This is a genomic window from Paenibacillus sp. NPDC058367, assembly GCF_042723305.1.
Taxonomy (GTDB): Bacteria; Bacillota; Bacilli; order Paenibacillales; family Paenibacillaceae; genus Paenibacillus_AQ.
Map to the genome: position 1 here is coordinate 329,840 of NZ_JBHXIZ010000006.1, position 19,867 is coordinate 349,706.

The 19,867-nt window shown below is 44.4% G+C and carries 18 protein-coding genes and 12 tRNA genes; 1 reads left to right on the forward strand and 29 read right to left on the reverse strand.

What is annotated here, in order from left to right; translation table 11 throughout:
- Nucleotides 1-97 precede the first annotated feature (97 nt).
- From ACFWMP_RS26805 to ACFWMP_RS26885, 17 genes are all read right to left on the reverse strand, one after another.
- On the reverse strand, nucleotides 98-802 hold the full coding sequence (locus tag ACFWMP_RS26805) for a PspA/IM30 family protein (RefSeq protein WP_042191765.1): 705 nt from the start codon (nucleotides 800-802) through the stop codon (nucleotides 98-100).
- 3 nt (nucleotides 803-805) lie between these two features.
- Nucleotides 806-1,273, reverse strand: coding sequence for a PspC domain-containing protein (locus ACFWMP_RS26810; protein WP_042194525.1), 468 nt, complete (start codon nucleotides 1,271-1,273; stop codon nucleotides 806-808).
- Between the two features lie 4 nt (nucleotides 1,274-1,277).
- Nucleotides 1,278-1,955, reverse strand: coding sequence for a PspA/IM30 family protein (locus ACFWMP_RS26815; RefSeq protein ID WP_042130994.1), 678 nt, complete (start codon nucleotides 1,953-1,955; stop codon nucleotides 1,278-1,280).
- Nucleotides 1,956-1,999: 44 nt separating this feature from the next.
- Nucleotides 2,000-2,302, reverse strand: a complete 303-nt coding sequence (locus ACFWMP_RS26820) for a LiaF transmembrane domain-containing protein (RefSeq protein WP_042191767.1) — start codon at nucleotides 2,300-2,302, stop codon at nucleotides 2,000-2,002.
- 227 nt (nucleotides 2,303-2,529) lie between these two features.
- Nucleotides 2,530-3,555: a sensor histidine kinase gene (locus tag ACFWMP_RS26825; RefSeq protein WP_379425284.1), complete on the reverse strand. Its 1,026-nt coding sequence runs from the start codon at nucleotides 3,553-3,555 to the stop codon at nucleotides 2,530-2,532.
- 2 nt (nucleotides 3,556-3,557) lie between these two features.
- Nucleotides 3,558-4,235, reverse strand: a complete 678-nt coding sequence (locus ACFWMP_RS26830) for a response regulator transcription factor (RefSeq protein WP_379425286.1) — start codon at nucleotides 4,233-4,235, stop codon at nucleotides 3,558-3,560.
- Between the two features lie 65 nt (nucleotides 4,236-4,300).
- Complete coding sequence (locus ACFWMP_RS26835) at nucleotides 4,301-6,799, reverse strand: ABC transporter permease (RefSeq protein ID WP_379425288.1); 2,499 nt, start codon at nucleotides 6,797-6,799, stop codon at nucleotides 4,301-4,303.
- Nucleotides 6,799-7,473 carry an ABC transporter ATP-binding protein gene (locus ACFWMP_RS26840; RefSeq protein ID WP_042191775.1) on the reverse strand — a complete coding sequence of 225 codons (675 nt, stop codon included), beginning with the start codon at nucleotides 7,471-7,473 and terminating at the stop codon, nucleotides 6,799-6,801. Before ACFWMP_RS26840 ends, ACFWMP_RS26835 begins: the two co-directional genes overlap by 1 nt.
- Before the next feature lie 185 nt (nucleotides 7,474-7,658).
- On the reverse strand, nucleotides 7,659-8,486 hold the full coding sequence (locus ACFWMP_RS26845) for a MetQ/NlpA family ABC transporter substrate-binding protein (protein WP_042191777.1): 828 nt from the start codon (nucleotides 8,484-8,486) through the stop codon (nucleotides 7,659-7,661).
- A gap of 71 nt (nucleotides 8,487-8,557) precedes the next feature.
- On the reverse strand, nucleotides 8,558-9,220 hold the full coding sequence (locus tag ACFWMP_RS26850) for a methionine ABC transporter permease (protein ID WP_379425291.1): 663 nt from the start codon (nucleotides 9,218-9,220) through the stop codon (nucleotides 8,558-8,560).
- Nucleotides 9,213-9,974: a methionine ABC transporter ATP-binding protein gene (locus ACFWMP_RS26855; protein ID WP_076285323.1), complete on the reverse strand. Its 762-nt coding sequence runs from the start codon at nucleotides 9,972-9,974 to the stop codon at nucleotides 9,213-9,215. The genes ACFWMP_RS26850 and ACFWMP_RS26855 overlap by 8 nt, the downstream gene beginning before the upstream one ends.
- A 374-nt stretch (nucleotides 9,975-10,348) precedes the next feature.
- A complete protein-coding gene (locus ACFWMP_RS26860) occupies nucleotides 10,349-11,746 on the reverse strand; it encodes an ADP-ribosylglycohydrolase family protein (protein ID WP_379425293.1) in 1,398 nt (465 codons plus the stop codon).
- A gap of 3 nt (nucleotides 11,747-11,749) precedes the next feature.
- Nucleotides 11,750-12,703, reverse strand: a complete 954-nt coding sequence (locus tag ACFWMP_RS26865) for a nucleoside hydrolase (RefSeq protein WP_076285325.1) — start codon at nucleotides 12,701-12,703, stop codon at nucleotides 11,750-11,752.
- 44 nt (nucleotides 12,704-12,747) lie between these two features.
- Entirely contained in the window at nucleotides 12,748-13,686 is a 939-nt protein-coding gene (locus tag ACFWMP_RS26870; protein WP_042191785.1) for an ABC transporter permease, read from the reverse strand.
- Nucleotides 13,683-14,729 carry an ABC transporter permease gene (locus ACFWMP_RS26875; protein WP_042131006.1) on the reverse strand — a complete coding sequence of 349 codons (1,047 nt, stop codon included), beginning with the start codon at nucleotides 14,727-14,729 and terminating at the stop codon, nucleotides 13,683-13,685. The genes ACFWMP_RS26870 and ACFWMP_RS26875 overlap by 4 nt, the downstream gene beginning before the upstream one ends.
- Nucleotides 14,722-16,284, reverse strand: a complete 1,563-nt coding sequence (locus tag ACFWMP_RS26880) for an ABC transporter ATP-binding protein (RefSeq protein WP_339243487.1) — start codon at nucleotides 16,282-16,284, stop codon at nucleotides 14,722-14,724. Before ACFWMP_RS26880 ends, ACFWMP_RS26875 begins: the two co-directional genes overlap by 8 nt.
- Before the next feature lie 102 nt (nucleotides 16,285-16,386).
- A complete protein-coding gene (locus tag ACFWMP_RS26885) occupies nucleotides 16,387-17,526 on the reverse strand; it encodes a BMP family ABC transporter substrate-binding protein (protein ID WP_339267182.1) in 1,140 nt (379 codons plus the stop codon).
- Nucleotides 17,527-17,852: 326 nt separating this feature from the next.
- Here ACFWMP_RS26885 and ACFWMP_RS26890 point away from each other — a divergent pair, with 326 nt between their 5' ends.
- Complete coding sequence (locus tag ACFWMP_RS26890; RefSeq protein ID WP_042191790.1) at nucleotides 17,853-18,602, forward strand: AraC family transcriptional regulator; 750 nt, start codon at nucleotides 17,853-17,855, stop codon at nucleotides 18,600-18,602.
- Between the two features lie 133 nt (nucleotides 18,603-18,735).
- Here ACFWMP_RS26890 and ACFWMP_RS26895 read toward each other — a convergent pair.
- The 12 genes from ACFWMP_RS26895 to ACFWMP_RS26950 form a co-directional block, all read right to left on the reverse strand.
- Nucleotides 18,736-18,814: transfer RNA gene (locus ACFWMP_RS26895), tRNA-Leu, on the reverse strand.
- A gap of 14 nt (nucleotides 18,815-18,828) precedes the next feature.
- Nucleotides 18,829-18,902, reverse strand: a tRNA-Cys gene (locus tag ACFWMP_RS26900).
- Between the two features lie 12 nt (nucleotides 18,903-18,914).
- Nucleotides 18,915-18,989, reverse strand: a tRNA-Gly gene (locus tag ACFWMP_RS26905).
- Nucleotides 18,990-18,995: 6 nt separating this feature from the next.
- Nucleotides 18,996-19,070, reverse strand: a tRNA-Gln gene (locus ACFWMP_RS26910).
- Nucleotides 19,071-19,091: 21 nt separating this feature from the next.
- Nucleotides 19,092-19,164, reverse strand: a tRNA-His gene (locus ACFWMP_RS26915).
- A 40-nt stretch (nucleotides 19,165-19,204) separates the two neighbouring features.
- A tRNA-His gene (locus tag ACFWMP_RS26920) sits at nucleotides 19,205-19,280 on the reverse strand.
- Between the two features lie 36 nt (nucleotides 19,281-19,316).
- Nucleotides 19,317-19,390 (reverse strand) — tRNA-Trp (locus ACFWMP_RS26925).
- Nucleotides 19,391-19,396: 6 nt separating this feature from the next.
- A tRNA-Tyr gene (locus ACFWMP_RS26930) sits at nucleotides 19,397-19,482 on the reverse strand.
- Between the two features lie 5 nt (nucleotides 19,483-19,487).
- Nucleotides 19,488-19,563: transfer RNA gene (locus tag ACFWMP_RS26935), tRNA-Thr, on the reverse strand.
- A gap of 20 nt (nucleotides 19,564-19,583) precedes the next feature.
- Nucleotides 19,584-19,659, reverse strand: a tRNA-Phe gene (locus ACFWMP_RS26940).
- Between the two features lie 10 nt (nucleotides 19,660-19,669).
- Nucleotides 19,670-19,747 (reverse strand) — tRNA-Asp (locus ACFWMP_RS26945).
- Between the two features lie 26 nt (nucleotides 19,748-19,773).
- Nucleotides 19,774-19,850: transfer RNA gene (locus tag ACFWMP_RS26950), tRNA-Met, on the reverse strand.
- Between the last annotated feature and the right edge of the window lie 17 nt (nucleotides 19,851-19,867).

Below are 19,867 nucleotides of genomic sequence, written 5' to 3' on the forward strand. Positions count from 1 at the left end.
GCCAGCCGCTACAAAAGCCATATCGGTATGGAGATCCATACCGTATGGCTTCTTCTTGTCCAGCATATCATATCTACTTAAGTTTTAGGAACAGGATTTATTCTTCTTTTTTGTTTAAAGAAGGAGCAGCCGGTGTATCATTCAGCTTGCTTCTCAGTGCAGCCAGTTGCTCATCCACTTTCAGTTGCTTCTCAACATCGACTGGTTTTGTGTAGGCAGCGGATGGGCTGTAAGGTGCACGCATTACATCTGCTTCTGCTTCAAGCTGCATAATCTTCTCTTCCATCCGGTGGAATCCGAGTGACGCACTGCCACTTTCGATGGAATGTACGCTGCTGATTTGCGTCATTTGTTTCTTCGCTTTAGCCATTTGAGCACGGGATACGAGCTCGTTACGCTTGTTGCGCAGCTTGTAGAATTCATCCTTCATATCATGCAGCTGCCCAACCAATTCCTTCGCTTGCACTTCAGCTTGAGCATGAAGATCGCTGTATTCCGCTTGTTTTTGATCGAAGTAGATTTTTTCTTCCAACAGCTTGCGAGTCACTTCTTCTTGGCCGTTTTTCAGTGCCAATTCAGCTTGTGCTCCACGTTGTGCGGACATTTTTGCTGCTTCTTCCACGCGTTGTTTCATGCGGCGTTCGTTCGCCATTTGCTTGGCAACTGTAACTTCTGCTTCGTGGATTTCAGCCTCCATATCGCGCAGATATTGGTTAAGCATTACGATTGGGTCCTCTACCTTATCCAACAAGTCATTTACCGACGCCTTAGTCATATCTTTAATTCTTTGAAATACTCCCATGATTTACAATTCCCCTTTCTCATATTTAGACAGTTTTTGTTTGAGTTCTTCTACTTCTTTTTGCAAAGCCTTCTTCTCGATATCCTTCATCATCGCATCCAAACCGGAATCCGGAGCTGAATATGCGTTGTTCTTCTCAAAATTAGGATTGTAGTTAGGTTGGCGTCCATAAGGTCCATGTCCGCCATTAGCATGCGGTCCGTGTCCATGTTCCGGTCTACCTGAGTAAGGACCATCGAATGGGCCACCCGGTGCACCAGGGCCTGGTCCGAAAGGATTATAATGCGTAGGCTCCTTCGGAATGACCAGCGCTGCAATGAAGTACACTGGAATCACGGCACCTCCTGTAAACGGAATGCTGACCAGTAACAGAATCCGGAATAGCGTGGAATCAATACCGAGTGTCTCAGATAATCCACCTGCAAGACCCGTCATCACTTTATCTCTAGTTGAACGATATAATCGACTCATAGCGCTACTCCTTTCCACCATTGTTCAGTTTCTCCTTTAAGCGAGCCATTTCTCTTTCGAGTACGGTTGCTACAGTCTCACCTGCTTGCACCGCATATTCCTGTCCCATGCGACGCACATCGCGCAAGCTCTTCGCTTCTAATTCCCAATCTGACATCCGATCTTCCAGACGTCCGAACATTTTGGGAACATCACCGCCGTTACCATAAGCACTTGCTCTTTGGTTCATACGTTGCTGTAGTCTCAGCGACTCCATCCGTGCCGCGTAATACTGACGTTTGCTGTACACTGTCTGATACTCTATTTTCAGCTCATTCAGCTGTCCTTCAAGTTCAAACAAGGATTGCTTACTTTGTTCAAGTAGCCCGCTGTACTGCTCCAACTTTTCCTCGTGAATGATCTTTTCTTGCAAAGCCAGCTTTGCCAGATGATCTTCGCCCGCTTTTAATGCGAGTAACGCCTGTTCCTCACGTTTATTTCTCATGGCAGTCGCTTGATTCACTTGCTGCTGCAATTGCTTCGTATGGGAAGCGTATTGCTGATACAGTCTTTCAGCTTCACTGATTTCCTCGCGAGTTGAATGTAGAAATTGATCAATTAGCTTCACAGGATCTTGACTTTGCTCTAGACGTTCATTTAGATTAGCTACTGTAATATCCCTCATGCGACGAAAAACACTCATAATCTCCTGCTCCCTCCCTGCTTCTTGTTTAAGTACAATTCTTCTTAATAAGTACCATTTCTTCTACCCTTTAAAGCTGACACTCCCCATACGATCAACGCCACACCTAGCAGTGGTCCGATGATCCAGGAAAGCTTCGCGATCAAGGTCATGACACCAATGAACATTAGTACCCAACCGATAACCTTGCGTCCACTCTTAATCCCATAGTACCCGAGAACAACCAGCAATACTGGGAACAGTAGTCTGAAAATACCGTGAATCAGAGGAAGCGCTAAACCGAGTAGCATTACCGCACCAATCACAATCAGCACAACCGCCAATCCGTTTCCTTGTCTTCTTTGCATTATTTTCTCACCGCCTTTCGTTGTCCTTAACCTTATAGCCTTATTCTAGAGCAATTCGCAGACTTTCAAAACAGACCAACGACGGTTTTTGGTACTGGACCTTAGTCGAGGTAGCTGTGCGACTGCAGACCACTATAGGGCTAGCAAAGCACTTTTCCTCCATGAAATAGCGACTTTAATGAGAAAAACCCCCAATTTAGGGGGCTAAGCTTAGAGTACATTCAGAATCAGCGTAACGGCAAAAATATAGAAAAAACACTTCCTTTACTTAACTCCGATCTCACTTTTATATATCCACCCTGCTCGGTCACAATTTTACGGGCTAAATAAAGGCCTATACCAACACCTTCTGTTCCATTACAACCCGTTCCTCGATAAAATCGTTTGAAAATGTCATTCATCTCAGCGACAGGAATTCCTATTCCACCATCAGCAATATCAATCCTTGCAAAAAGATCATATCTGCGAATCGTAATTCTAACACTGCAGGACCCGAGCGTATATTTCAGAGCATTATCGATGATGTTATAGATAGCTTCTCCCGTCCACTTGGGATCATGTTGCAGCGTAATCTCCTGATCCATTTCCAGTAAGATCTCTATATTCTTTTGCTCGGCTGCTGGAAATGCCTGTTTGATGGCTGACAGCACAGTATTCTCAAGATTATGCTTCTCCGCAGCATGAAGCTCTATAATACCGGATTCGAGCCGTGATAACTTGATCAGATTCTCCATAAGCCAAGACAGCTTCTCAATCTGACTACCCATATGGCGGGTAAATTCACTGCGTGTTTCAGCGGGGAGCCCTTCATCCATAAGAAGACTGTTATACATCCCTAAATTGGCTAAAGGGGTCTTCAGTTGATGAGAGATATCAGAGATCAATGTTTTGACTTCATGACTCTCTTCACGGTAGCGCTGCTTCTGCGAAGACAACAGCTCAGATAATTGAATAACCTGATGCTGTAATTTAGAGAGGAGTGTATCCTCCTGCACCGGGAACATCTGAGTCATTTGTCCATTAATAAGATCTTGAATCAATCCCGACAATGAAGATAGCGTGTTTAGCATTTCTTTACGAAGCGCGAGCACAAAGCTTATAAACAGCAGAGCCATCACGCTAATAAACACCACGCATCCAATAACTACATGCTTCTCAGGCATATAATAGATAAGCATTGATACAAACAACACAACGACTACTGCCAAAAGGGTGAACGAGCTCCAAATAATTTTTCTAAAAGGGTTCTTCATCCTTACTCTCCCCATGTGTAGCCAATGCCGAATACGGTTTTAATGTATTGACAATCTTTAGGATCATCCTCAATTTTGGCCCGTAGCCTACGAATATTTACGCTTAGCGTATTCTCATCCACGAAATTACCTTCTATATCCCATAGCTTCTCCAGCATTAACCTCCGAGTAAGGACCTGACCGCTATTCTCGGTTAAGATAGCAAGGAGACGATACTCATTGGTGGTTAGTTTTATTTCTTGCCCATATTTATAAACCTTCATTTTGGCTGAGTTAATTGTAATATCCTTGTATTGAAACAGCTCTGAGCCCCCATCAGTGCCTGTTCGTCGAAGAACAGCCTTAACACGCTGCAAAAGTACGACCATGCTAAATGGCTTCGCAATATAATCATCAGCTCCTAGCCCAAATCCAGCTACCATATCCTGCTCAGTATCGTTGGCAGTTAGAAATATAACCGGAATGGAACTCGTTCGCCGAATTTCCTGGCACAGTGCAAGACCACTCCCATCTGGGAGATTAATGTCCAAAAGGACCAGACCGATGGTCTGATCCTGAATTCTAGAAGCCGCCTCCTGAAAAGAATAGGCCTGAATAATATTATAGTTTTCTTTTGCAAGCATGAACTTCAGCCCCTCGTTTAAGAGACGGTCATCCTCTACAATTAGAATGGTTGTCATTAAACTCACCTCTATACTTATCATTGTAACAAGCAGAGGAAGGCTACGCTGTTAATTAATTAGCTCTATTCCATTTGCCGCAGACGTTCCACAATGCTGTCCTTTTTGATTTGCTTATAAGCAATAAGCGGAACACTCAGGCAAACCGCAAAAACGAGTACAATCGCAATAGAAAGCGGAAGGGTTGGGAAGCTAAATACTGCATAAGTAGCCTCTTGGCTGAACAGGCTATAAGCACCGTAACTGATTAATGTGCCTATTGTTGAGATTAGCAGTGTCGATATGATCGCATAACCTGCCCCTTCAAACAGCAACAGCTTTCTCATCTGCTTAGAGGTCATCCCGATACTCTCCATCACTGCGAACTCCAGCTTCCGAGCTACAACCCCTGTATACATAATATTAACGTAATTCAAAATTCCAATCAGCGCTAGAATGAGCGCAATTCCGCCACCCATAATGTAAAAGGTTAGCTTAGCCGATTCCATGAACTTTTCCATATACAGCTTCGACTCCAGCTTCAGCTCACCATCTCCGCCGATGAGTCCTTCCAATTGATCGGTAATCGGCTTCCAGTCTTTTGGGTCTGCATTAATATATACTTTACTTATAAGTGGGTCATTCATGAGTTTCTCCATAGCAGTATGGCTAATGTATACATTCGGAGCTACAAAGTGTGACGACTCTAGAGAGCTGAAATCAGCAAGCCCTCCAATTTCGAAAGATTGTGCTGCATCGCTATTTATAGGACTAATTTGAAAGTTATCTCCAATCTTAATACCTCCGAGATTAAAATTGTCCAGCAAGGCAATCTCACCCTTTTCAAAACGTTCCATATCCACAGTGATTCCTAATTTTCCTTCCATCTTCTTAACCTGATCTGCATCTACCCCAATAACATGGGTCATTGAGAACATGCTTTGAGGCTCAGCCAATTGATCATCGGTAGGGCGATCTGTGTGATATGATTTTGCGAATTCATCCACATACTTACTGAACACCTCAGGATCATACTTGATCTGACCTATCCCAGTATAAGCTTTGAAGACTTCTTTTACGCCCTTTATATCCTGAATTTCCTTGATCATATCCCCTGTAATCTTGGCTTTCTCTTCCCCCTCAAATCCAAAGGACATCGTTTGATTAGACAGCGTGAAATCGTTATCCATGTATTCAGCAATAAAATGATCTGTACTCATACTAAGCACAAGTGTATTGATCACCAGAAATGTTGTCAGTCCCAGAAATAAAGAGAGAAACACAACCATCGCCCGTTTTTTCACTCTAAAAATATTACGCCAAGCCAGTCGGTGCAGCTTAGATCCGCCAGTTCCCCGCTTCGTCTTAGCTTTAACCATCGTCCCTGTATATCTCACCGCTTCTATTGGAGAAACTTTGCCAGCGATAGAGGCAGGTTTGATAGCGCTAAACATAGTGGTCAACCAAGCAAACAACGCAGCTCCAATAAAGATTAACGGGTGAAAAGAAATCACCACGCCCGTATCCAAATCCATTGTACTCATAGCCAGCGGCACCATTACGAAGGAAGTCACAGCTCCTGCGGCAAGTCCCAGTGGGATAGCGATAAGTGCTAACCGTGAAGCCTGTGCCCTAACTATTTTTTTAATCTGCCGTTGTGTAGTTCCTAGCGTTCTAAGCAGACCGTAGAACCTTGTATCCCGTGAGACAGAAATATAAAGCACATTATAAATCAATAAATATCCGCTCAACATAACAAATAATATAATTCCAGCGTAACCAATCAAAGTTGCTGTTCTATCCGAAGAGGTAGACGATTGGTTAGAGATAGGTTCAAGCTTTTGATTTTTTCCCAAAGGAATATCCTGTTGCAAACGTGAGATAAGTACATCCGTATTTTTCTCATTAAAAAGAATAGTGGCATTTTTGGGATTCTTAAGATCTACGCCATGAGCTGTAGCAAAAGCCCCCGATACCAGCATAGCTCCAGAATTTCCGGTACGGACATGACTGTAATCGGTAAACCATCCACTTAGTACGAAATTGCTACTTTGCTGAGATTTCACCCCATCGCGGGTAACAGAGTAAGTTAACGGCAAGCTCATACCAATCTGTGGATCATCCATCCCCATTGACTGTAATATCCATAAAGGAACGGCGATTTCATTTTCCTTATCTGGATAAGTTCCCTTTAGACCATCGATCACTGGCTTACGCATCTCTGTCCATTCTGTAGAGTCATACCAGAGCAGAGCTAAATTAAGATCTCCTATTTCTGGCGTATTGATCACATTACCTACTCTGGACTGGAGTCCGATGGTCTTAATATAGGAGAGTTCCTTTAACTTGTTCATTTGTTGTTCTGACGGGGAGGTTAAGTAGACATCCGCCATGGTTCCGTTTATTTTCAATTGCTGCATTTCGAAGGTCATATAGTTACTCAGTCCAATACTAAAAAAAGAAGTAATGAGCCAGGTAGTAAGCACGATGGCCAGAATCACAAAACGATTTCGGGTCCGATTGGCTTTCAGGCTTCTGCTCGTCAGCTTTTTAACAACGGGCTTATTACTGTTTGGAAACATCATCACAATGCCCCTCCAGTAATTTTACCGTCCTCTATCCGGATGGTCCGGTCTGCAAGCTGAGCAATCTCTTCATTATGAGTAATCATTAGAATCGTCTGATTAAACTGTCTGCTTGTTACTTTGAGTAAACCAATGACCTCCTGGCTAGTGATGCTGTCCAAGTTCCCTGTAGGTTCATCTGCTAGGATAATGGAAGGTTTAGCTGCCAAGGCCCGTGCGATGGCTACCCTTTGCTGCTGACCGCCTGAAAGCTGACCAGGGAGGTTGTCCAATTTTTGCGAAAGACCTAACGTATTCACAATATGATCCACGAAATCCTTGTCTATTTTGTTTCCATCCAGCTCTATGGGCAACACAATATTCTCGTATACATTAAGAATCGGCACTAGATTATAGTTCTGAAACACAAATCCGATCTTTCTTCTTCTAAATACCGTCAACTCATCATCCTTCATCCCAAAAATATTTTTACCATCTATGATCACCTGACCTTCTGTCGCCCGATCAAGCCCGCCTAGCATATGTAAGAGCGTTGATTTGCCACTTCCTGAAGTCCCGACAATCGCTATAAATTCACCGTTGTGTACCTCTACATTAATACCATCCAGTGCCTTGACCAGGTTAGTCCCCTTACCGTAATGTTTTGTGAGATTAATTGCGCTGAGTACAGACATATTTCCCATCTCCATTCCGCTTTGTTATTCTACAACCCATTATATAGAGCAGTTCTTACATTCTAGTGACACACTAAAATATCCCCACAAAGTGGGGACTCCCAATACATACTTGCTGATATGTAAAAAAAAGACTTGCCCATAATGGACAAGTCTCTATAAATTGCTGACCTAGCTGTTTAAGCTTATTTAAAAGCAGGCAACGCAATATCCGCATAGTTATCTTCAAGGAATTTCTTCACTTCTGGTCCGCTAATCCGTTTAGCTAGCTTCTGGATCGCATCAGAGTCCTTGTTGTCTTCACGCGCAACCAAGGTGATCGTGAATTCAGAATCCGCGCCTTCAGTAATCAGTGCATCTTTCTTTGGTGTCAATCCAAGCGGGCTGGCATAAGCCGGAGTCATTGCCACTAGATCTCCATCATCCAGCATACGGGCCAACATCAATAGATCTACTTCCTCAAACTTAAAGTTTTTTGGATTCTCAGTAATGTCTGCTTGTGTAGCCTTGATGCCTACACCTTCTTTTAGCTTAATCAAATCAGCTGCAGCGAACATTTGTAAAGAACGGCCGATATTTGAAGGGTCATTAGCCATTACTAGTGTTGCGCCTTCCGGCAGATCCGCAACATTCTTGTAACGTTTCGAGTATCCACCGTAAATAGCGTCATAGACAGGCTGTACCTCTACTAGATTGGAGCCTTTGCTTTCATTAAACTGCTTCATATAAGGAACATGTTGGAAAAAGTTAGCGTCTACCTCTTTATTCGCCAAAGCCTCATTAGGCTGTACATTGTCAGACAGCACAACGATTTCAAGATCAATGCCATCTTCCTTCAGAAGTGGCTTTACAATGTCCAGAATTTCCGTCATTGGCGGAATCAAAGTAGCAATCTTTAATTTGGTTAGCTCATCGCTACCTTTTGCAGAATTGTTCTCGGCTGCTTTATTAGAGCCACAACCCGCTACGACCAATACCATTAACATAAGCACAACTATCATTGATTTTTTCATTACTACAACTAACCCCCAGTTTATATGTTTAACCATTTTGTATTACAAAATTTGATGTACGGGTTGAACGATTAACGTTTATCTAACAGCCGTGAGATCGTACCTCCTGTGAATTGAACCAACTGAACCAATACAATCATCACAACAATCGCATAGATCATCACTTCAGTCTCAAAACGCTGATATCCGTAACGGATCGCGAAATCTCCAACCCCGCCCCCTCCAACAACCCCCATTACGGTCGAATAAGAGATAAAACTAATGGTGGAGGTAGTAAGTCCGAGCACTAGACCCGAACGAGCCTCTACATACAGAAACTTAAAGATTAATCCCAGCTTCGAGGCTCCCATAGACAACGCCGCTTCTATAACTCCTTTAGGAACCTCCAGCAAAGACTGCTCCACCAGACGAGAGTAATAAGCAATGGCAACAATGGATAACGGAACCGTGGCAGCCATTGTTCCAATCGCAGTTCCGACGAGGAAACGAGTGACCGGAATGAGTGCAACCACAAGCAGCAGGAATGGAAATGAACGGATAATATTTACGATGCTGTTGAGTACCAGTGACAATGTTTTGTTCTCATAGAGCTGCCCTTTTCGGCAAAAAAACAATAACGTCCCGAGCGGAAGCCCCAGCAGCAGTGCGGCACCCACAGAAATACCGACCATTATAAAGGTTTCTCCGATAGATTCCCACATTTGTACCTGATATTGAAGTACACTATCAAACATGCGTTTCCCCCGCTTTACCCAGAATTTGATCCCGGTAAGAGCCAGTACGGACTGCAGCAGGCCGGAAATCACCATCTTGGCGTGAGAATGAATCTACGATTCGACCATTTTCCATCACCGATACGTGAGTGCATATGCTTTTGACAACATCCATCTCATGCGTAACAATCACTACCGTAACCCCAAGGCCCCCATTAATATGCTTTAGGACATCTAGAATATCCGCAGTTGTTCCTGGATCTAGTGAGGATGTTGGTTCGTCACATAGCAATAGTCCTGGACTGTTCGAAAGCGCCCGGGCGATCGCCACACGTTGTCGCTGTCCTCCACTTAGCTGTGCGGGATATTGCTCTGCCTTATCAGCCAATCCGACAAAATCGAGACATTCCTTCACCCGCTTCATCCGTTCACGCTTCGGCACCCCCGCCAGTTCCAGAGGGATCGAAATGTTGCGGCTTACCGTGACGTTATTGACCAGATTAAATTGCTGAAAAATCATCCCAATCTTTTCCCTAGCTTTCCGTAGCTGTTTACTCGGCATTTCGGTTAAATTATGCCCTTCTACGGTAACTGTCCCTTGATCCGGCTTTTCCAGCAGATTAATCAATCGTAGCAGCGTGGATTTCCCTGCCCCGCTTTCACCAATAATCCCGTGAATCGATCCCTTCTTCACATCAAGCGATACATCATCTACCGCCTGATATGTGCCGTCCTTCAGCTTGAATCCTTTACTCACCCGACTCAGCGATAGGATTGCAAACTCCCCCTTCCTTTCCGTTTATTCTGAAACCTTCTAAGCCAAGGTTTGTACTATAATTATTTAAAAACTGTTTTACTAAAAATCTCTTTAAATAATAAGGCATTTTATGTTCTGTGTCATCATTTTTATTTTAGTAATATATCAGATTAAAAGAATTAAAGAATAAAAGCCCATTAAATCGGACTATTTTCACGTGCTTATCTCCCAATAAATGACTGAGCTTAATCCCTCTTCAAATCAGGATTCTCCTGTTACCTAACTCCTAAACCCGCTGTTACATCTATTTCAAGAACTAGATCACCACGAAAAAAAGGATGTCTAAGCTCGATAGCTTAAGACATCCTTTCATTCTTTTCGTAATCCTTGTTCTAAGACTTTTCGGCAAGCTCTCCTCGAATCTTCAAGAAGACCTGATAGCTGCGCTCTGCGCATTCCGAAATCGCTATCGGATGAAACCCGGGTAGATCCGCATATAGCGTATCATGGAGCGGTTCAACCCACGAAGCCGGCAACACATTTGCTCCAAGCTTCGCTCCCATAATAGAACCCACTGTAGCACCATTACAGTCTGTATCCATTCCTCCGTAAACGGATGTAACGACCGCTTTTTCAAAATCATTCCCGCCATAGACCAGCGAAGCAGCTACAAGAGCAGCATTATTATTGGTGTGCACCGCATCATAGTGGCTGAATGTATCCCAAATCTTACTTACCAACTCCCGCTCACTTTTGGCCTTCTGCGCAATATCTATACCTCGTAGAACGTCATTTGCCAGACGACTAGTACTAGGGATCTCACTAAGACCAATCTCAAGAATACGCTCGTTATCTTTTTCAGCAAAAGCAGCCGAAATCATCGCCGCATTAAACATCTCACCATAGATTCCGTTCTTCACATGTGAAAAAGAAGCATCGCGCCAGCCTAACTCCGCTGCAAGCTCAGGATGGCCTGCTGCACCATAAGCCAGTCCATCTGCGCGTATAGCCGCACCAATCCACTCCCGGTATGGATTTAAGTGCATCCGCACTCTTTCCTGCCGCGCCAGCCAATCCGCAGGCTTCTCACCATGCAGATGAGACGTTTCCTGCGCAAAATTCATATACGACTGTGTCTCTGCCGTACATACCTGGGCGTATGTCAGATGTTTATGCCAGAGCTTCCCGATATCCCAAGAATCCCAGCTCAGCCCCTTTTGCTCCAGCAACATAAGGCCTAGAACCGTGTAACGAATATCATCATCGCTCTCCATAAACTTAATAGTCTCGCTGGTACTCGCATACGTCCAATCACTTAAACCAAGACTATATTCTGCCTCTGCCCGTGAATGCCCAGGCGTATAGCCAGTAATAGGCCATGCATCGGCACCCCGGAACCACAGCTCGATATTCTCCCAACCCGGACGTCCATCTTTACCGTAGAGGTAGTCCCAATACTCCAATGGTTTGCCAAGTGCGCAACCGACGCTTCTACCTAGCCAAGCTCCGTAGAACTTATCTCTCCATTCTGCTTCGCTCCAGTCAGCCTCAAGCTTGCGTGGACCTTCTGGACGAAGACGACGAATCTCCTCCAGTGAAGACGGCTCTTCATAAGGAAAGTCCTCAGCAACCGTAAGCTCCATCAACTCGTTGTATACTTGCATCAGCTTGATCTCATCGGCACCTGCAGCTGCTAGTTTATCCGCGAAGCCGTCAATCCTGCAGCCTTCTTCTCCACGCTGAACCAATTCAAACTGAACCGTCTCCTGAAGTCTCTCCCATCCTGCCATAGGTTAGTTCCCTTCAGCCGCAAGCAGCTCTTGATCTAGCTTTTCCAGTGAATCAAAAATCAACTTCATAAATGCTTCCCGGTCTACTCCCACCAGGACTTCTACATTCGCTGGGCGATCCGTCTTCTTTCGTTTGTCTGCAACCGTCATTCCCCGCGTCAGCTTGCCTTCTGTCTCTACCGTTACATATAGATGCTCGGATTCGAACAGTTCTGGGTGCAAGAGCCAAGCTACGGCGCATGGATCATGCAGTGCACTACCGACATAGCCCATTTTCTTTCCGAAGATCGAATAGAAATCTAACAGCTCTCCGACCATAGTGGACACTGGCCCACGCTCTTTCAATGCTACGATCTCATCTTCGAAAATGGCTGCCTTATCGGTCACATCCAGACCACTCATGGTAATCGGAATACCCGATTCAAACACGATACGAGCAGCTTCAGGATCTACATAGATGTTAAACTCCGCAGTAGAGGTTACATTTCCATAAGAAATTCCTCCGCCCATCAGTGAAATCTTTTCAATTCTTTCCTTAATCTCTGGATAAGCAGTGATTAGCAGGGCGATATTTGTTAAAGGAGCCATCGGTACGAGCGTAATCTTCTCCTCCGAAGAACGGATAATATTCAGCATGAATTCCACAGCGCCTTCTTCTACAGGCCGGAATTTACTTGGTGGCAATAGTGGGCCGTCCATGCCAGATTCACCATGCGCTTCCTCACCTGTAACAAGCTTGCCGAACAGCGGACCCGCAGCCCCTTTGGCTACAGGAATATCAGCATTCACAAAGCTGATCACTTTAAGTGCGTTTTCTGTGATTTTATCGAGGATCTGGTTTCCACCAACCGTTGTAATCCCGCGCAGATCCAGCTTCTCCGAATTTGCTATTGCAAGCAGGATAGCGATTGCGTCATCATGTCCTGGATCGCAGTCAATAATAATAGGTGTTCGCATAGTCATTCACTCCTTAGTTGTATAAATCCTCGTTACTCCTATCGCTATTTCACTAGCGGGCTCTTTAGCTTTTTGTTCTTCTTCCGTGTCTCAGATACGGCATAGATCACTAGTCCAATTACCGTTGCTACATAAGGAAGCGTCCCGATCAGTTCTGCAGGAATCTTCAGGACCTGTAACGCATTCGACAAGGCGTCTGCCGTACCAAATAATAGAGAGGTCAGCGCCGTGCCCACTGTCGTACTTCTCCCCATAGACTCTGCGGCAATCGCAATCCAGCCCCGTCCAGCGATCATATCGCGAGTGAACAGTGACAGGTAACCCATCGACATGTAAGCTCCACCCAAACCAGCGAAAAATCCACTAAGCAGCAAAGCCATATACTGTATTTTCACAACACTTACTCCTACAGATTGAGCCGCATGTGGATTTTCACCCACTGAACGAATGCGCAGACCAAGCGGTGTACGGTTTAAGAGATAGTAGACAACAAACACAGCAATGATAGATACATACGTCAAAATGTGATGTCCTGATAGAATAGGCCCCAGCACTGGAATGTCCTTCAGCAAAGGAATCTCTACACTAGGTAGCACTTTACTCGCCAGAGAAGTAGAAGAACCCTTGTCTCCACTCAGCAGATAAAGAATAAACACGGTTCCTCCCGAAGCGAACATATTAATAGCTACACCGCCGAGAATGATATGTGTTTTAAATTTCAGTGTGAAAAAAGCTAATATTCCAGCGATCAGTGTTCCGGACATCACAGCCCCAAGTAAACCTACCCACGCACTATGCGTGTAGCTGCTTACAATGACACCGGCTAACGCCGCGACAAGCATGATGCCTTCCATACCAATGTTGATGATGCCAGCCCTATTAGAGATTAACGCTCCCAATGCGGCGAATAGAATCGGTGTCGTCACTCGAAGAACAGAAAACGCAAAGTCAGTCGTAAAAATTACATCAAACAAGCTGTTCACGCTTCCTTCGCCTCCTTCAAGAGCATCCGATTTTTCCAGAACTTCAGAAATTGCTCAGCCGAAATCAGAAGAATGATAATCGCCTGTATAATAGAAATCATCTCTGAAGGTACATCCGATAGACGTGCCATCATGTCGGCTCCGATCCGGATATATGCAAGGAACAATGCAGCGCCGATTACGGATAGCGGATTATTCTTGGCTAACATCGCTACAAGAGCACCATCTAAGCCATAACCTGGTAACGATGTCCATTGGAATCGATTGTACATCCCTAGCACTTCTACGGAACCACCCATTCCCGCGATAAAACCAGCAATCAAGTGAACCAGTATAATAACCTTCGCGGTCTTCATGCCTGAATAACGTGCAAAGTTCCGGTTGATGCCTGTCATTCGCAGCTCATATCCCCATTTAGTCTTGTATAGGAATAAATGCGCTGCAATAATAAGCACGATAACGATAATAAGTCCGGTATGAATACGGGTGCCAGGTACCATTTTACTCAGCAGTGCCGTTTTCTCGAATTTGTAGGATACATTGGCAAATGCTTTTGCATCACGTAAGTGATAGTTCAGTAGATATAAACCTACTCCAAACAAAATATTATTGAACATCAAGGATGTAACGAGCTCATTAGCATTCCATTTGGCTTTGAGGATCCCGGGTATTGCCGAGAGCAACGCACCAACAATAGAACCCGCAGCAATAGCTACGATCGGATGAAGCCACCCGTCCAGCGTTAAATGAATAGCCAACACGGAAGTTACAACACCGGAGAAATAGAAAATCCCTTCAGCTCCCAAATTGAACATATTTGCCCGGAACAACAAGGAAACTGCTAGCCCAGTGAACATGAGCGGAATGGCCATCTCAATCACATTACCGATATGACCTTTACTGGATAGCGGCTCAAATAGGAATATCCCAATCGTCTTCACCGGCTGATTGCTGACCAATGAGATGATCAGAAAAGCAATAGCGAGTGCAATTACGATTACTGCCGATGTTCGAATGTATTCAAAATATTTTACTTTAAACATGATTTACGGCCCTCCTGATTTGCTCCTCGTCCTGTCGATGAATCCCTAGCATATAAAGCCCTAATTCTTCTTCACTAACCTTGGAAGGCTCCTCGAAAAAGGCAACAATCTTTCCTTCATACATCACTAGTAGACTATCGCTGATCTCCAAGATCTCATTTAAGTCTGCTGACACTAGCAAAATAGCGCAATCGTCTGAGCGCAGCTCCAACAGCTTTTGATGTATGAACTGCGCCGCGCCTATATCCACGCCCCGTGTCGGCTGCTCTGCAATAAGCAGTTGCGGTTCTGTAGAACACTCTCTAGCTACGACAACCTTCTGCATGTTACCACCTGATAACATACCTATTGGCTGAGAAGGTCCCGAACAGCGGACTTTAAATTCTTCTACAAGTGATACTGCAAGCTTGGCAATTCGTGATCCATTTAAAAAGGGACCTTTATTCATAGCTTTTGTACGATACTGAGTGGACAGCAGATTATCCGCTATGCTCGCTTCACTGGCTATCCCTTGATGCATCCTATCCTCTGGGATATAGGAAACGCCTAGCTTACGAATATCTAAAATATCCGATTCACGAATATCTTTTCCCTTCACTAGCACAGAGCCTTGGCTTGAGACCCCTCTTAGGCTACCCGTAAGAGCCTCAATGAGCTGTGTCTGCCCATTCCCTTCTACACCAGCAATCCCGATAATTTGTCCCCCGCGTACTGCAAAGTTGATATCTGTTAGCAACGCTTTGCCGTGTGCATCATTTACACCTAAGCCCTGCACAGTGAGTACCGGCTCCCCAATAGACAGAATCTCCTTGTCATATTTCAACACGACGTCTCTGCCCACCATAAGGCGTGAGATTTCTTGCTCCGTGACATCCTTCGTTTGGAAGACACCTTCACTACGTCCACTACGCATGATCGTAATTCTGTCACAGATCGCTTTAACTTCTTTCAACTTGTGTGAAATAAAAACAATCGTATGACCCTGCTCTCTTAACTGCTTAAGCTCCCGGAACAATTCCTCTGTTTCCTGTGGGGTCAACACTGCGGTCGGCTCATCCAGAACGAGGATTTTTGCACCACGCAGCAGCGCCTTCAGAATTTCAACCTTTTGCTTCATACCAACCGTGAGATCCTCCACTTTTGCTTTTGGATCCACTGCCAGATTGTATTTCTTCGCAGTCTCTTCGGTCATGCGTACAGCTTCTGCATAATTGATGCCAACGCCCTTACGAGGTTCCATGCCCAGCACCATGTTCTCTGCTACCGTAAAAGAAGGGACCAGCATAAAATGCTGGTGAACCATACCAATCCCTCTATCAATGGCATCCTGAGCAGATTGCAGCTTCACTTTTTCACCCTTGATAAAGATTTCACCTTCACTAGGCTCTTCCATGCCGAACATGATCTTCATTAAAGTTGATTTACCAGCGCCGTTCTCGCCCGCAATCGCATGAATTTCTCCCTCACGTAAAGAAAAATGCACGTCTTTATTTGCAACGACACCATTGGGATACACCTTGGTAATTCCCCGCATTTCCAGCAGAGCTTTGTTCATAGGTCTCAACGCCTTTCGACTTGGAGGTCTGCAAAAATATACAGCTGGAATTCTTCTAAAAGAAGAATCTCCAACTGTAGGTTTATCACTTTATAGCTATACTTAAGGCTTAACTGCGTTACGAATGGCTTCTACTTCAGAGGTTTCCATTCCCATCGCGTTATCTACTGTAATTTCTTTATTGATCAGCTTTTGCTTCACTTCTTCAACTTTAGCCTGAAGATCGGCAGGGAAGATATTTTTATAGATCTCATTCTCTGCAATGCCTACACCATCATCTACAAAGCTCAACACATCACGTTTACCCATCTCAAGTGTACCGTCTTGTAATCTCTTCACGGCACCCAGAATAGCACTATCAATCTTTTTAATAGAAGAAGTAACGATCAAGTTTGCTTTTTCGCTATCTGTATCGTTAAGCAACATCGCCTGATCGGAGTCTACGCCGATAGCATATTTCTTCTTCTCCTTAGCTGCATCAAAGATCCCAAGACCTGTACCCCCAGCCACGTTAAAAATAACGTCCACACCGGAGTTATATTGAATCAGCGAAAGCTCCTTGCCTTTAGCCGGGTTAACGAAATCGCCAGCATATGATACAGCGACCTTCACATCAGGATCAACATATTGAGCGCCCTGAATGTAGCCTACCAAGAAAGCGTTAATTCCTGGAATATCCATGCCGCCTACAAAACCGATCACATTCTCAGGATTAGCATTTTCCATATCCGATTGTGTAGCTAGCGCCGCTACAGCACCTGCTAGAAAAGATACTTCATTTGTTGCATAAGACATGTTGTACATATTCTCTGGTGCTTCATCTATATCGGTATCATAGTTAATGAACTTTTTGTCAGGATATAATTCAGCCGTTGCATTAAACATCTCTGTAATTTCTGATCCGCCAGAAATAATAACATCCCAGTCCTCAGCGGCGATATCGTTAAACGTAGGCTCCCATTTCGTTTTATCGACACCCATTTCTACAACTTTTGTTTCTGCACCCAGTTCATCCTTAACCTTTTGCAAACCGCTATTCGCAGAGTCAAAGAAAGATTTATCTCCAAGCGTTCCTGGAATCAGAAGTACTACTTTGAGTTTATCCCCTGAACCTGTTTCTCCACCTTCAGCTGCGTTAGATCCTGCATTCGCGGAAGATCCATTACTCGACGTATTATTTCCACAGGCTGTGACCATTACCATTACTACTAGTAACAACAAAGAAAGAACTTTCTTTTTCATTTTTCTATTCCCCCTATTTATAGTTGGTTAGTAATTTGAGAGGTTCTCCTTCTTAGTCCGTTGTATATTTCACGATTTAGATGGAAACTCTCATTTTTCATGTAACATTGTCAAAATTTTAATGATTTTAACGAATACACTCAAAAAAAGAGATAAAATTATAATTTTTACGAATAATCCGACTAATTTCCGAACGAGATGGCCAGTCAGGTTGCTAATCTTCGGATTTCTTGATACGATCATATCAAATATTAATGAAAATAATTATATGATTTCGGTCATATTTTTGTACGATTCGGCTAAAACATAATTATTGGAGGGTCATCATGGATCGTGTTCTATATATTGTAAATGCAGCACATGAGGTTAATACCTATATTCCACCACACCAGCATGAATGTTATGAACTAGTCTATTATTTAAACGGCTTAGGAACTACCAATGTAGGTTCGCGAAGTTATCATTTTCGTTCTTCTTCATTCGCGCTGATACCACCCAATCATAAACATGACGAGAACCATCGTGAGGATGCTACTATACTATTTGTAGGCTTCCATTCAAATCACCCAAATATGGAGAATTTGCAAGGCGTATATGAAGATGATAAAGACCATACTGTTCTACAAATCTTGCTTCGAATGAAAGCAGAGTTTACGCGCAAACAAGATGGATTCTCTGAACTATTGAACCTGCAAATGAGCGAAATCACTGTTCATCTGATACGGCTTCTTAGTGCCTCTGGGTTTCAATCACCAACGGAAGACAGAGTCCAATATGTTCTAAACTATATGAATGAGCATTACCGCCATAAGCTATCGGTCGCAACACTTTCAGAGATGTCTGGATACAGCTATGATCGTTTCCGCCATTTATTTAAAGAGCGATTCGGTTCTTCACCTCTGCGCTATCTACTATTGAAACGTCTGGATTATGCAAAGTCTCTCTTGCAACATACCCAGATGCATATCTCTGAAGTATCAGCTGCTGCTGGGTTTGTGAATGACGCCCAATTCTGCAATATGTTTAAACGTGAAATTGGTCTCACCCCACGAGCATTCCGACTAAGCAGTCAATAAAACAAAACTCCACACAAAAAGGCCGTTGATTAGAGACGCCTCTAATTCAACGGCTTAAGAATAAAAGCTCAAAGACAAAGAAAAAAGGTTTGTAAAGTTGCTTATACAAGCGACTTTACAAACCTTTTTGATATACCGGCGAGAGGACTCGAACCTCCACGGTTTCCCTCTCGATTTTGAGTCGAGCGCGTCTGCCATTCCGCCACGCCGGCACATATGAACTTAATGGAGGCGCCACCCAGATTTGAACTGGGGATAAAGCTTTTGCAGAGCTTTGCCTTACCACTTGGCTATGGCGCCATATGAAAACTTTGGAGCGGACGACGGGAATCGAACCCGCGACCCTCGCCTTGGCAAGGCGATGCTCTACCGCTGAGCCACGTCCGCATAAAATGGCTGGGGATATAGGATTTGAACCTATGCGTGACGGAGTCAAAGTCCGTTGCCTTACCGCTTGGCTAATCCCCAATAACATTTTAAAATAAAAGGGGCGACTGATGGGTCTCGAACCCACGAATGCCGGAACCACAATCCGGTGCGTTAACCACTTCGCCACAATCGCCATATTAAACTAATATTGTTGCTGTTCTTCTTAAAGTAAATGGGGCGACCGATGGGACTTGAACCCACGAATGCCGGATCCACAAACCGGTGCGTTAACCCCTTCGCCACGACCGCCATATTAAACTTTAGAGAAAGACTTTAGATAAAGATTGGCAGGGGCAGCAGGAATTGAACCCACACCAACGGTTTTGGAGACCGTTGTTCTACCTTTAAACTATGCCCCTAAAAAATGGTGGGGGATGATGGATTCGAACCACCGAACACGTACGTGAGCAGATTTACAGTCTGATGCGTTTGGCCACTTCGCTAATCCCCCAAAGATGGTGCCGGCGAGAGGACTTGAACCCCCAACCTACTGATTACAAGTCAGTTGCTCTACCAATTGAGCTACACCGGCATATTAAGTTGTATACTATATGGTGGCTCGAGACGGATTCGAACCGCCGACACGAGGATTTTCAGTCCTCTGCTCTACCGACTGAGCTATCGAGCCAAGGTAAAAATGGCGGAACCGACGAGATTCGAACTCGCGATCTCCTGCGTGACAGGCAGGCATGTTAGGCCAACTACACCACGGTTCCAAAAGATATAATTTCTTAATGAAAATTGGTTGCGGGGGCAGGATTTGAACCTGCGGCCTTCGGGTTATGAGCCCGACGAGCTACCGGGCTGCTCCACCCCGCGTCGTTCTTAAATGAATA

Excerpts from the sequence above, each read along its gene's own strand:
- ACFWMP_RS26810 (WP_042194525.1), bottom strand. The coding sequence starts at position 1,273 with ATGAGTCGATTATATCGTTCAACTAGAGATAAAGTGATGACGGGTCTT.
- ACFWMP_RS26890 (WP_042191790.1), top strand. The coding sequence starts at position 17,853 with ATGGATCGTGTTCTATATATTGTAAATGCAGCACATGAGGTTAATACC.
- ACFWMP_RS26885 (WP_339267182.1), bottom strand. The coding sequence starts at position 17,526 with ATGAAAAAGAAAGTTCTTTCTTTGTTGTTACTAGTAGTAATGGTAATG.
- ACFWMP_RS26865 (WP_076285325.1), bottom strand. The coding sequence starts at position 12,703 with ATGCGAACACCTATTATTATTGACTGCGATCCAGGACATGATGACGCA.
- ACFWMP_RS26880 (WP_339243487.1), bottom strand. The coding sequence starts at position 16,284 with ATGAACAAAGCTCTGCTGGAAATGCGGGGAATTACCAAGGTGTATCCC.
- ACFWMP_RS26805 (WP_042191765.1), bottom strand. The coding sequence starts at position 802 with ATGGGAGTATTTCAAAGAATTAAAGATATGACTAAGGCGTCGGTAAAT.
- ACFWMP_RS26820 (WP_042191767.1), bottom strand. The coding sequence starts at position 2,302 with ATGCAAAGAAGACAAGGAAACGGATTGGCGGTTGTGCTGATTGTGATT.
- ACFWMP_RS26840 (WP_042191775.1), bottom strand. The coding sequence starts at position 7,473 with ATGTCTGTACTCAGCGCAATTAATCTCACAAAACATTACGGTAAGGGG.
- ACFWMP_RS26860 (WP_379425293.1), bottom strand. The coding sequence starts at position 11,746 with ATGGCAGGATGGGAGAGACTTCAGGAGACGGTTCAGTTTGAATTGGTT.
- ACFWMP_RS26835 (WP_379425288.1), bottom strand. The coding sequence starts at position 6,799 with ATGATGTTTCCAAACAGTAATAAGCCCGTTGTTAAAAAGCTGACGAGC.
- ACFWMP_RS26825 (WP_379425284.1), bottom strand. The coding sequence starts at position 3,555 with ATGAAGAACCCTTTTAGAAAAATTATTTGGAGCTCGTTCACCCTTTTG.
- ACFWMP_RS26850 (WP_379425291.1), bottom strand. The coding sequence starts at position 9,220 with ATGTTTGATAGTGTACTTCAATATCAGGTACAAATGTGGGAATCTATC.
- ACFWMP_RS26815 (WP_042130994.1), bottom strand. The coding sequence starts at position 1,955 with ATGAGTGTTTTTCGTCGCATGAGGGATATTACAGTAGCTAATCTAAAT.
- ACFWMP_RS26830 (WP_379425286.1), bottom strand. The coding sequence starts at position 4,235 with ATGACAACCATTCTAATTGTAGAGGATGACCGTCTCTTAAACGAGGGG.
- ACFWMP_RS26875 (WP_042131006.1), bottom strand. The coding sequence starts at position 14,729 with ATGTTTAAAGTAAAATATTTTGAATACATTCGAACATCGGCAGTAATC.
- ACFWMP_RS26845 (WP_042191777.1), bottom strand. The coding sequence starts at position 8,486 with ATGAAAAAATCAATGATAGTTGTGCTTATGTTAATGGTATTGGTCGTA.